Source organism: Desulfitobacterium elongatum, assembly GCF_055378975.1.
Window position 1 is genome coordinate 1,318,701 of sequence record NZ_AP038772.1, and the last position, 12,480, is coordinate 1,331,180.

Here is a 12,480-nt window from a genome sequence, read left to right on the forward strand (position 1 = left end):
ATGTTGCTGAATAACAGCGTAGCGCTGGTCACAGGGGGAGGACGCGGAATCGGTCGCGCCATAGCCTTGGAACTCGCACGCTCAGGTGCAAAAGTGGTTGTGAATTATGCCGGACGTGCTGATAAAGCAGAGGAAACAGTTCAACTCATCAAGGAAGCAGGAGGAGAAGGAATTGCAGTCCAAGCTGATGTCAGTGTCGCTGAAGACGTCGACCGATTAATTCAGACTGCTGTGAATACCTATGGTAGAATTGATATTTTGGTTAATAATGCAGGGATTACTCGGGATACTTTACTTCTGCGTATGAAAGAATCAGATTGGGATGCTGTTTTAGACACCAATCTGAAAGGCGTTTTTTTATGCACAAAGGCTGTGAGCAAAGGGATGATGAAGCAGCGTTCTGGAGCGATTATTAATATCTCCTCGGTGGTTGGAATCACTGGGAATGCTGGACAGGCAAATTATGCTGCAGCCAAGGCGGGAATCCTTGGGTTTACTAAATCGATCGCCAAGGAGCTTGCCTCCAGAGGAATTCGAGTGAATGCAGTAGCCCCGGGGTATATTTCAACGGATATGACGGAAACCTTACCAGAAGAAGTAAGAAAGCAAATCCTTGAACAAGTTCCTTTAGGACGAATTGGAAACCCGGATGAAATCGCGAAAACCGTTGTTTTTTTGGCGTCTCCTGCTGCGTCCTATATTACTGGACAAACGCTATCAGTAGATGGTGGAATGGCGACAACATAATTAAAAAAGCTTTAGATTAAAGTGGAAATCGTAGCCCTAAGTTGTTAATATATATCTTTGAGAGGAGGTGAACAGGCAACATGAGCGTTTTTGATAAAGTTAAATCCATCGTAGTAGATCAACTCGGAGTAGAAGAGGAAGGTATCAGCTTAGAAACCTCCTTCGCAGAGTTAAATGCTGATTCTTTGGATATCGTTGAACTAATTATGGCTCTTGAAGAGGAATTTGACCTCGATATTCCGGACGAGGATGCAGAAAAAATTCGTACGGTTGGGGATGCAGTCAACTACATTAAGGAAAATCAGTAGCCGAGTACATAGAGAGTCCCGTAGGATCCTGCGGGGCTCTCTTTTAAGACGATACTTCCCTTTTATGAAGGTCCGTTGTGAGACGGAAGGTCGAAAGGGTTAATATAGACTAAGAAAAACGAAGTACGACGCTAAATCCTATGGACTTGTATCATGCAGGTATAGGATGGTTAAAGGATAATCCGTACTGAAGATTGAATGGAGGAAATTCCGTGAAAATACCAGAACTCCATCTGGCAGATTTAGTTGCGAAGATGCCTGTCATCCAAGGGGGGATGGCAGTTAGAATTTCGATGGCCCCTTTAGCGGCAGCTGTTGCTGAGGAAGGTGGAATCGGCATCATTGCCGGGAGCGGCCTCAGTGTCGAGGAATTAAAGCAAGAGATTCGAGAGGCACGGAAACGTACTCAAGGAATCATTGGTGTGAATATTATGTTCGCGGTGCGCGAATTTGCCCAACTCGTTAAGGCTGCCTTTGATGAGAAAATTGATCTACTCATTTCAGGTGCCGGGTTTTCTCGGGATATGTTCACCTGGGGCAAAGAAGCCGGTATACCTGTGGTTCCGATTGTTTCATCGGCTAAGCTTGCCCGCTTATCTGAGAAATTAGGAGCTGCTGCGATTATCGTGGAGGGAACGGAAGCAGGGGGGCATCTAGGGACAGACCGCTCCATGCGCGAGATTCTTCCGGAAGTAAGGGAAGCAGTGAAGATTCCGGTGATTGGCGCTGGCGGTGTCATTAATGGCAAAGATGTTGTGGAAATACTGCGACTGGGAGCGGATGGAGTACAGATGGGGACCCGCTTTGCAGCAAGTGAAGAGAGTAGTGCTGCTCTCGAATGGAAAAAGCACTTAATCAATGCTACTCAAGAGGATATGGTCATTGTTCATAGCCCCGTAGGTTTACCGGGACGGGGGATCCGTAATCCTTTCACAGATGCGCTTGCTGGTGGAGGGGATGTACGGCCTAAAAAGTGTGATCACTGCCTCAAACACTGTGAATCCAACTTTTGTATCATGGATCGTCTCAATAAGGCTCAGCAAGGAAACATTGATGAAGGCCTAGTTTTCTCAGGCTCACAATTTACACGCGTGAATGAGATCTTATCGGTTCACCAGATTTTTGAAAATATTCGTGAAGAGATACTCCGAGCTGAATAAAGGGAGGATGAAAGCTTTGAATAATCGAGCGGTCATTACTGGAATGGGAGTAATATCTCCTATTGGAAATACTTTGGAAGAGTTCTGGAATCATCTGGTTGAGGGGCAATCTGGAATCGACCTTGTGACTCGATTCGATGTGAGTGAAATGCCTACCAAAGTCGCAGCTGAGGTCAAGAACTTCGAACCTACAGATTGGCTGGACAAAAAAGAAAGCCGACGCATGGATCGATTTGTTCAATTAGCAGTTGCAGCGGCCAAAATGGCAATTAAGGATGCCAATCTTGATATAGAGACAATGGATAAGGAACGTGCTGGCGTAGTCATCGGTAGCGGAGTCGGAGGTGTCACAACCTTTGAAGAGCAGAAAGAGATTTTAATGGCTAAAGGCCCAGGCAGGATTAGTCCATTCTTTGTTCCGATGCTCATAAGCAACATGGCTGCTGGACATCTTTCCATTGCTTTCGGTTTACAAGGAGCAAGCTCGACTGTTGTCACGGCTTGTGCCTCGGCGACCAACGCTATAGGGGAAGCTTTACGCTTAATCGAACACGGGGAAGCGGATATTGTTCTATGTGGTGGAACAGAAGCTCCATTGACTCCTCTTGCCTTTGCCGGATTTTGTGCTATGAAAGCGATGTCTACGGAGAAGGAAAATCCCAAAGAAGCATGTCGCCCTTTTGATTCTCGGAGATCCGGATTTGTCATGGGAGAGGGGGCAGGAATCCTCGTACTTGAATCCGTCGAACATGCGAAAGCAAGAAACGCAAGAATCTATGCTGAACTTGCGGGATATGGAAGCACCTCTGATGCTCACCACATAACGACTCCAGTCCCCGGAGGCGCTGGGGCAGCCCGCTCTATGCGCAAAGCGATTGAAGATGCGGGATTAAAACCAGAAAATGTGGACTATATTAATGCTCATGGCACGGGTACCGGTGCCAATGACTCGACGGAAACCGCTGCAATCAAGGATGTATTTGGTTCAGTAGCTTACCAGGTTCCTATCAGTTCCACGAAGTCGATGACAGGACATCTATTGGGAGCAGCGGGTGGCGTTGAAGCGATTGTTTGTGCTTTAGCGATTCAAAACGGCGTGATTCCGCCCACCATGAACTACGGTGAGCCAGATCCTGAGTGTGATCTAGACTATGTTCCAAATCAAGCTCGGAAAAAAGAAGTCAAGGTCGCCTTGTCAAATACCTTTGGTTTTGGTGGACATAATGCTACAATTGTCTTAAAGAAGTTTGAAGACTAAGTAAGGAGTTTTGAGCGGTGGATAAAAAACGCAAGGGTGCGACAAAAACAGCGAAAGATAGGCTTGAGGTAAGTAAACGCCATAAATTTCATGCGGAACCCTTGAAGCGGATTCCAACCGGCATTGAGCTAGCAAAACGATTGGAATTAGATACGCCACCCAACCGTCTATTGACGACCGCTTTGACCCATCCATCATATTTATTTGAAAATCCGCAATCCGGACTAGAGAATAATCAACGACTCGAGTTTTTAGGGGATGCTATCTTAGATTTTGTGGTCGCTGAGTACCTCTATCTGAATTATCCTGATCGTCCCGAGGGAGAGCTTACTAAGATGCGGGCCGCGGTGGTCAATGAAACCACCTTGGCCCGTACTGCCAAACAAATTCACCTGGGTGCAGAACTCCTGCTAGGTAAAGGTGAGCAGGTTTCTGGAGGTAGAGAGCGTCCATCGATTTTAGCGGATGCTTGGGAAGCAGTCGTTGGAGCGATCTATTTACAGTTTGGTCTCCAGGAGGCACGCAGAGTCATTTTGAATATGCTTAAACCAGAAATAGCTGAGGTGGCCCAGGGAAACTATGGGGATTATAAAACAATGCTCCAGGAAAAAGCGCAGCGTGAAGAAACAGAAGTGAGCTATCGTATCTTAGCTGAGGAAGGCCCGGATCATAATAAGCGGTTTACAGCTGGAGTTTTTCTTCAAGGTAACCTCAGAGGAAAAGGAATCGGTCGCACGAAGAAGGAAGCTGAGCAACGCGCTGCTCAACAAGTTTTAGACGAGTTAGGAGGGGAGAACCATGGCTAAGGCCGGAGCTCTCCCTGTTTTCTTAAAAGCGATTATTATCCAAGGGTTTAAGTCCTTCGCGGATAAAGTGAAGTTAGAACTCGGTCATGGACTAAGCGTCGTCGTTGGCCCAAATGGTAGTGGCAAAAGTAATGTCGCTGATGCTGTACGCTGGGTACTCGGTGAGCAAAGTGCCAAAAATCTACGCGGAACTAAGATGGAGGACATCATCTTTGCAGGGAGCTCGGGGAGGCGCTCGGTGGGGATGGCTGAAGTTTCCTTGGTTTTTGATAACTCCACAGGGATTTTTCCACTTGAATATCAGGAAGTCACAATTACTCGTCGTGTATACAGGGATGGGGAAGGACAGTTTTTCATTAATCGTTCTGCTTGCCGTCTTAAGGATATCCATGAGCTTTTTATGGATACGGGTGCGGGTAAAGAAGGCTTCTCGATTATAGGGCAGGGTCGGGTTGAAGAAATCCTCAATTTAAAATCCGAAGAGCGTCGTCTTCTTATCGAAGAGGCCTCGGGAATCACGAAGTACCGGATGCGTAAACGCGAAGCACTCAAACGCTTGGATGATACAGAACATAATCTAGAACGCTTAGACGATATTTTGACTGAAATCGAAGGACAACTTGCTCCTTTAGAAGAGCAGGCGCGCATTGCAGAGCAATCCTTGGCTTTAACGACAGAACAGCAAGCTTTGGAGATCCAGATTGTTGTGCGAGATCTGAAGGACGTTAGGGATAAGCTCACCTTATCAACTCAAGAAGCGGAAGAGCTCCGCTTGGCGCTAGGCGCGGCTGTGGCTGGTCTAGGGCAGACTGAAAGCCAGACACTTCAGAACAAGGTGAGTTTAAATCAGTTAGAAGAGCGAATTCAGACCCAGCAGGAGACCACTTATCGGATCGATCAGTCTCTAAATCAAATCACTCAGGAACTTAGAATAAGACAGGAGCGGGAAGGATATATCTCAGAACAGCTTTCCCGCGTAAGTAAAGAAGTTAGCGAGAATGAGGAGAAAAGGAATCATGCGTCGGAGCGTCTACATGCTTTGGACGGAAGGAAGAGCATTCTCCTCAAGACGGTTGAAGAAGCTAATCGAACGTTACTTGAGGATGAAAAACGATTCGCTGAAGTGAAGGCGCAAAGCGGGTTAGACGATATTGAGGTCTATAAGAATGCTCTTCAAAGGACACAATCTGAGCATACAGGGATATCCACAGAATTGAATAGTGCCAATCATTCGCTGATTGCCCTAAAGCAAGTATTCGAGCAACTTATTGGAGAAAAAAGTAGCAAGGAAAACGATTGGATTACCTATGAGGGGCAAGCGGAACAGCAGCAACGACAGATTGAAGCTGGAGAAGGCCGGGAACAAGAAAATATCCGAAAAATCGAGCTGATCCAAAATGAACTCAGAGCGCTGTTCGAACAGAATAAAGGAAGACAAAATCATCTCGTTGAAATGAATCGTGAACTCGAGCGGATGAAGGCGAAATACCATGCCTTAAAGAACCTCGAAGATTCCTTGGAGGGTTATCAGCGCGGAGTTCGTGAGGTGATGCAGGCGAAGAGAAAGAAGGTCCCTGCCTGTTCAGGTCTATGTGGGACAATTGCAGATTTGATTCAGGTTGAAGAGCGCTATGAAGTTGCGATCGAGACGGCTTTAGGTGGGGGCCTGCAGAATATCATAGCTGAGACGGAGAAAGCTGCTAAGGCTGCGGTGAATTACCTTAAGTCCCATCAACTTGGCAGAGCTACTTTCCTACCACTTGATGTCATTCAAGGCGGACGTACGACGGTGAGTAAAGATGCAGCTGCTGATCCAGGCTTTGTGGGAATTGCTGTGGATCTTATCCGTTTCGAGGAGAAGTATCGTTCAGCCTTTGAATCCCAGCTGGGGAGGATACTTATCGTAACCGATATGGAAGCTGCAACTCGCGTCGCCCGTGCTTCAGGCTATCGAGCTCGGATTGTAACCCTAGAGGGAGACCAGGTTCATCCCGGGGGATCCTTAACTGGAGGAAGTATACAGAGAAAAGGCGGAAATCTTCTGGGGCGTTCCCGAGAGATTCAGGAGCTTAAGCAGGAACTGGAGTCTCGGAGTGCTAAACAGAGAGAGCTTGAAAATGATGTGCAGGCTTATTCGAAGCGTAAGTTGGAACTCGAAGAAATTCTTAAAGGACTCGTTGTTGAGGGACAAGAACTTAAAGAAGGTCTTGCAGTCTTGCGCGCTCAAGCTAAGAATACCAAAGATCAAGTAGCGCGAATTCAGACTGAAATCGAAGGGCTCAAAATTCGGGAGGAAGCTTTACGGCAAGAAGAGGCGAATCATACGGCTCGGAAAGAAAATTTAGAGAAACGTCTCCATGAACTCACAGAGCAGGTTGATGAAGCTCAAAGTGCCTTGGCGCTACAAGAACAAAAGGCTAGAGAAGCAGGTCAGGAAGCGGATGCTCTTCTTGAACGTCTAACCCAAACCAAGGTTCAATCGGCCAAGTGGGAACAGGAGCTCAAGCAAGCCGAAGAAAGAATAGTCCAAGAACGAGCTGTTTTGAGTGAACTACAGAGTACCTTAGAACAAAAACGTCAAGACTTGACCTCTTTGGAGGCGGGAAAAGAGCTGCTCTTTAAAGAGAAAGAAGAATGGGAAACCCGTCGAGCAGAAGTGACTGAACATCAGATTCAGGCTCAGGAAGCCCTTGTCGCCCTTCGTAAGGAGCGAGAAGCACTGTCTGTAAAAGTCATCGAGCAGGAAGGTTTGGTGAGTAAAAAGCGTCAGGAACAGCAGAGTATCGAGCAGAAACTTCATGCTTTAGAACTTCGTGTTGCGCGCTGGGATACAGAGTGGGAAACCGGCCATAACCGTTTACAAGAGGAGTTTGAACTTTCCTGGGAAGAGGCTCAAGGGTATCAAACCGAGGAAGAGCGTGCCAAACTCTGGGCAAGAGTACAGGAAGTTAAACGTCAGATTGAAGTCCTAGGCCCTGTCAATCAGGCTGCAATTGAAGAATATCCTAAGATGCGGGAACGGTTTGAATTTTTATCCACACAAAAGCTGGATTTAGTGGAAGCGAATAACTCGCTTCGCGAACTGATTGGAGAACTTGACAAAACCATGTCAGAGCGCTTTGAAGAAGGCTTTAAGGCGGTTAATGAAGCCTTCCAGGTGGTTTTTAAAGAACTCTTCAACGGGGGTTTTGCAGAACTGCGTCTGGATGACCCCAATAACATCTTGGAGACAGGGGTAGAGATTATCGCCCAGCCTCCAGGGAAGAAGCCACAACTTCTTTCTCTCTTATCCGGAGGAGAACGGGCACTCACTGCAATCGGCTTACTCTTTGCTTTGCTTCGAGTAAAACCAAGTCCCTTCTGTATCCTCGATGAGATTGAAGCCTCCCTCGATGATGCAAACGTCAGCCGTTTTGCCCAGTATATCCATCGACTCTCCAGCTCCACACAATTCCTCGTCATTTCCCACAGGAAAGGTACGATGGAATCCGCAGACGTTCTCTACGGTATTTCCATGGAGGAATCTGGAGTATCGAAACTATTGTCTGTCAAACTAGAGGATCAGAATAAGGATACCACATGCGCTTGAAACGGCGGAGCAGGTCCCTCCTTTCAGAGAAAGCACGGGTAGGGTACTTCCTCACATCGATCCGTATAAAACAAAGACGATGTCCCTAAACTTGGGGGCATCGTCTTTTCCAGTATCTCTATCTCAGATATTTTTACTACGGGTTTAAATATTGTTTTCTTTAACTAAAAAGGGTATGATCGATAAGTTAAATACAAAAAACTTAATTCACAAAGTAGGGGTTTAAAATGTTTTTTCAAATTTTACAAAAACTTACATTGAATATGAGTTTGATCGTTACTTTAGCTTTCTTAATCAGTAAAACGACAATATTTAAAAGGACAATGAGAGGTAATGTCAAGAAAACCGAAAAGGCTCTACTTATTGTGTTCTTCGGTTGTATAGGTATTTTAGGAACTTACATCGGTCTTCCAGTAAAAGGAGTTTTGGCTAACTCAAGGGTTATTGGTATAGCTGCTGGAGGACTATTAGGTGGCCCGACTGTGGGCTTAATAGCTGGTATCATTGCTGGAGGACATCGGTTATTACTCGGTGGTGTAACTGCAGTAAGTTGTGGTATTGCAACAGTTTTAGTTGGCCTTTTCACGGGCTATATTTCCAAACTTGTGTCGCCAAGAATATTAACATGGAAAGAAACTCTAGTTTTTGGTATGGTCGCTGAAGTTATAGAGATTGTTTTTATTTTATTTTCGCAACCTTTCGCTGCTGGACTGGATTTGGTGGAAACAATAGGCCTCCCGGTTATTATAATGAACGGAATCGGTATAGCGATATTTTATGGTATTGCACAGAGTTCGTTGATTGAGGAGGAGCGTATCGGTGCTTTACAGGCACAAAAAGCCTTGCAAATCGCAAACTTAACCCTACCTATTTTAAGAATGGGCCTGAATGAAGCTACGGCTGAAAAGGTCGTTAAAATAATTTTTGATCGAGCAGACTATGCAGCTGTAGCCTTAACAGATGGGCAAAGAGTATTAGCCTACGTTGGTAAGGGTTGTGACCATCATAAGCATGGTAAGGAAATTCAAACGAGGGCAACTTTAGAGGCTTTAGAATCTGGAGAAATTAAGTTAGCAGCGACTAAAGAGGAAATAGGATGCCTTGATAGCAAATGTCCGTTGTTTACAGCATTGATCGTACCGTTACACTATCAAGATTTGGTTGTTGGCACCCTTAAAATATATCGGGAGGGTCCGCGTGGGGTAAGCCAAATCGATTGGGAATTTGCTTCAGGACTAGGAATGCTTTTTTCTACGCAATTAGAGCTAGCAGAATTAGAGGTAAAGTCTAGACTTATCAGTAAAGCTGAGCTTAGGGCCCTCCAAGCCCAGATTAACCCTCATTTTTTATTTAATACTATTAATACAATTGTTTCCTTCTGCCGAACAAATCCGGATAGAGCTAGGGATCTTCTTCTGCAGCTCGGGGATTTCTTTCGCAAAAACTTACAGAGTGGTGATCGTTATGTTACTTTAGAGGAAGAATGTGAGCATATCCGAGCGTATTTAGCAATTGAACAAGCTCGCTTTTTCGATCGACTAAAAATCGTTGAACACATACAACCAGAAACTTTGAATTGGAAGCTTCCTGGGCTAACTCTTCAGCCTCTCGTGGAAAATGCAATTAAACACGGGATTTATCCGTCCAGGATCCCGGGAGAGATCTTAATCACTGCTTCAATTGAAAACGATCGTTTAATAATTAGTATTAGAGATAATGGGGTTGGGATGCGTGAGGAGACCATTAAACAGATTCAGAATGGGGTTAAGATTCAAAGTAAGGGTTTAGGAATTGGCCTTAATAACGTATCACAGAGGTTAAAACACGCCTATCACGGGCAGGCACAATTAGTAATTCAAAGTGAGACCAATAAAGGAACCTTGATTACCCTAAGCATACCCGAAATGTATCAATCTGAAATTGCCTAAAGGAGTAGAAGTATGAGAGTCATTGTTGCGGATGATGAACTACCGGCTAGGGAAGAACTCATCTATCTCCTTAGCCAACAAGAAAATGTTGAGATCGTTGGTGAAGCGGCTACAGGTGAAGAAACCTTCGAAAAAGTACAAGCTTTGCGTCCCGATGTAATCTTTTTGGATATTCAAATGCCTGATGCTTCAGGTGTGGACGTTGCGCGTAGAATATTGAATGAAAAGATTGAGACGGCAGTGGTATTTGCAACAGCTTATGATCAATACGCCTTGAATGCTTTTGATGTTAATGCTATTGATTATTTGCTTAAGCCCTTTAAGGAAGAACGCTTGAAAGCTACGATTCAACGACTAAAAAAACGTTTCAGCGATGAAAAATCGTCAGGGATACCTAATTTAAGCAAACCTATTAATGCTGAGTTTTTGGGGAAAATTGAGCAGCTCTATTCTATGTTAATACCAGCTACGGAACAGGGAAAACTCAAAGTCGAAGAGAATGAGAGAATTTATTTAATACCGACAAATGAGGTCATCTATGCAACGGTAGAAGGGCGTTCGGTTCGAGTTTTTACCGAAAAAAGAAGTTATCTAACCAGTTACACCTTGAGTGAGTTAGAAAATCTATTAGGTCATTCTTTTTTACGGGTCCATAAAAGCTTTCTGGCTAACCTGAGTAAAATTGATTCAATCATTCCCTGGTTTAACAATACCTACAATATCATGATGCAGGGCGGCACTGAAGTACCCGTCAGCCGATCTTATGTGAAGGCCTTCCGTGAGCGGTTAGAACTTTAATAATTTAATTAATAATTTAATAAATTGGCATTTCAGACAGGATTTTCGGCGACTTACGCGGCGAACCCTGTCTTTTTTGCGTATATTTACAGTTCTTTTTAATTTTTCTGTAGAATCTGAATGAACATTTGTTTTCCGCTATTGAGATTTTAAGGAAAGGAGTAACGAAAACAGTATTCGAACTTAATCTTAAATTTTTTTAAAGGAAAGGTGGACTCATGGATGCCGTGGACTCAGAATTATGCTGCACTTGGCAATAGCCTAAGCTTAACGGCGCTCGCTGTTGCAATCCCTATCTTCTTCTTATTCTGGGCATTAGCTGTGAAAAGAATGAAAGGCTATATTGCTGGATTACTAACGCTCTTAATTACCCTTGTCGATGTTATTCTCGTTTACAAAATGCCTGTTTCAATTGCTCTTTCCGCAACCGCCTATGGTATGTTATATGGTCTTTGGCCTATTGCCTGGATAGTTATCACAGCTGTGTACTTATACAATTTAACGGTTGAGGCCGGTCAGTTCGAAGTTATCAAAAGTTCTATTGCTTCGATTTCTAATGACCGCCGACTCCAAGCTCTTCTTGTGGCATTCTCCTTTGGGGCGTTTCTTGAAGGGGCCGCAGGTTTCGGTGCTCCTGTTGCAATTACGGGTGCGCTCCTTATCGGACTCGGTTTTGAACCCCTAAAAGCTGCAGGTCTATGCTTGATTGCCAATACTGCTCCTGTTGCCTTCGGCGCGATTGGTGCTCCAATCATTGCTGCAGGCGCCGTAACCGGAATGGGAGACTTCGTAATTTCCCAAGCAGTCGGCCGCCAACTTCCCTTCCTTTCCGTTGTGATTCCACTTTACCTCGTTGTTCTCATGGCGGGATGGAAGGCAGCAAAAGAAGTTATGCCCGCAATCTTAGTGACAGGATTCTCCTTCGCAATTGCTCAGTGGTGGTCCTCAAACCATCTCGGAGCGTACCTCCCGGATATTGTTTCTTCTTTAGTATCTCTAATTTCGCTCTCAGTCTTTTTGAAGTTCTGGAAGCCCAAGACACTCTGGCGTTTTCCACACGAGAAAAATGATGAAATTGATGAAGTTACCCATTATTCAGGTGGTCAGATTGTGAAGGCTTGGTCTCCATTTATCATCTTGACCGGTATGGTGACAATCTGGGGAACTCCGGCCTTTAAGACGTGGGCAGTGGATAAAATGCATTTAGTATTCTATGTTAAATCTTGGCCCGGTCTCGATGGCTTAGTCTATAAAGCGTCTCCGATCGTAGCTAAGCCAGCAATTTATTCTGCTTCATTTAAATGGGATTATTTCTCAGCTGGTGGTACAGCTATCCTATTTACCGCGATTATCAGTATGTTCATACTCGGTATTAAGCCTGCTGATGCAGTAAAAGTTTTTGGGAAAACAATCAAGCAGCTAATCTATCCAATTATCAATATGTCTGCCGTTCTCGGCTTTGCTTATCTAGCGAATTATTCTGGTCTTTCTTATACCCTTGGACTCTTATTTGCATCCACAGGGAAAGCCTTCCCACTCCTCTCTCCTGTACTTGGCTGGATGGGTGTATTCCTGACGGGTTCTGATACGTCTGCAAATGCCCTTTTTGGTAAACTCCAACAGGTTACCGCTGAACAAATCGGAATTAACCCGGTACTTACTGTGGCTGCGAATAGCTCAGGCGGAGTTGTCGGTAAAATGATTTCACCTCAGTCTATCGCGGTCGCCGCTGCAGCGACATCCTTGGTCGGTCGGGAGTCAGATCTCTTCCGCTTTACGGTGAAACATTCACTGGTCTTCTTGGTCGTTGTTGCGATTATGATCTATCTTCAAGCTTATGTTGTCCCAGGAATGATCCCGACGTTGGCTGCAGCAATAAAGTAGTA

9 protein-coding genes are annotated in these 12,480 nt (G+C 45.0%); all 9 read left to right on the forward strand.

Annotated features, from left to right (window positions below; translation table 11 throughout):
- Positions 1-747: a 3-oxoacyl-[acyl-carrier-protein] reductase gene (gene fabG, locus ACZ42W_RS06105; protein WP_464169195.1), complete on the forward strand. Its 747-nt coding sequence runs from the start codon at positions 1-3 to the stop codon at positions 745-747.
- 80 nt (positions 748-827) lie between these two features.
- Positions 828-1,055 carry an acyl carrier protein gene (acpP, locus tag ACZ42W_RS06110; protein ID WP_464169197.1) on the forward strand — a complete coding sequence of 76 codons (228 nt, stop codon included), beginning with the start codon at positions 828-830 and terminating at the stop codon, positions 1,053-1,055.
- A 212-nt stretch (positions 1,056-1,267) separates the two neighbouring features.
- Positions 1,268-2,215, forward strand: a complete 948-nt coding sequence (locus ACZ42W_RS06115; RefSeq protein WP_464169199.1) for an NAD(P)H-dependent flavin oxidoreductase — start codon at positions 1,268-1,270, stop codon at positions 2,213-2,215.
- Positions 2,216-2,222: 7 nt separating this feature from the next.
- Positions 2,223-3,473 (forward strand): beta-ketoacyl-ACP synthase II, encoded by a 1,251-nt coding sequence (fabF, locus tag ACZ42W_RS06120; RefSeq protein ID WP_464169201.1) that lies wholly within the window; start codon positions 2,223-2,225, stop codon positions 3,471-3,473.
- 17 nt (positions 3,474-3,490) lie between these two features.
- Positions 3,491-4,279, forward strand: a complete 789-nt coding sequence (gene rnc, locus ACZ42W_RS06125) for a ribonuclease III (RefSeq protein ID WP_464169203.1) — start codon at positions 3,491-3,493, stop codon at positions 4,277-4,279.
- Entirely contained in the window at positions 4,272-7,868 is a 3,597-nt protein-coding gene (smc, locus tag ACZ42W_RS06130; protein WP_464169205.1) for a chromosome segregation protein SMC, read from the forward strand. The genes rnc and smc overlap by 8 nt, the downstream gene beginning before the upstream one ends.
- A gap of 227 nt (positions 7,869-8,095) precedes the next feature.
- Positions 8,096-9,796 (forward strand): LytS/YhcK type 5TM receptor domain-containing protein, encoded by a 1,701-nt coding sequence (locus ACZ42W_RS06135; protein WP_464169207.1) that lies wholly within the window; start codon positions 8,096-8,098, stop codon positions 9,794-9,796.
- A 12-nt stretch (positions 9,797-9,808) separates the two neighbouring features.
- Complete coding sequence (locus ACZ42W_RS06140; protein ID WP_464169210.1) at positions 9,809-10,594, forward strand: LytR/AlgR family response regulator transcription factor; 786 nt, start codon at positions 9,809-9,811, stop codon at positions 10,592-10,594.
- A gap of 222 nt (positions 10,595-10,816) precedes the next feature.
- Complete coding sequence (locus ACZ42W_RS06145; protein WP_464169212.1) at positions 10,817-12,478, forward strand: L-lactate permease; 1,662 nt, start codon at positions 10,817-10,819, stop codon at positions 12,476-12,478.
- Positions 12,479-12,480: the final 2 nt, after the last annotated feature.

Coding starts and splice junctions, on each gene's coding strand:
- smc (WP_464169205.1), top strand. CDS start 4,272: ATGGCTAAGGCCGGAGCTCTCCCTGTTTTCTTAAAAGCGATTATTATC.
- ACZ42W_RS06140 (WP_464169210.1), top strand. CDS start 9,809: ATGAGAGTCATTGTTGCGGATGATGAACTACCGGCTAGGGAAGAACTC.
- fabF (WP_464169201.1), top strand. CDS start 2,223: ATGAAAGCTTTGAATAATCGAGCGGTCATTACTGGAATGGGAGTAATA.
- fabG (WP_464169195.1), top strand. CDS start 1: ATGTTGCTGAATAACAGCGTAGCGCTGGTCACAGGGGGAGGACGCGGA.
- ACZ42W_RS06145 (WP_464169212.1), top strand. CDS start 10,817: ATGCCGTGGACTCAGAATTATGCTGCACTTGGCAATAGCCTAAGCTTA.
- acpP (WP_464169197.1), top strand. CDS start 828: ATGAGCGTTTTTGATAAAGTTAAATCCATCGTAGTAGATCAACTCGGA.
- ACZ42W_RS06135 (WP_464169207.1), top strand. CDS start 8,096: ATGTTTTTTCAAATTTTACAAAAACTTACATTGAATATGAGTTTGATC.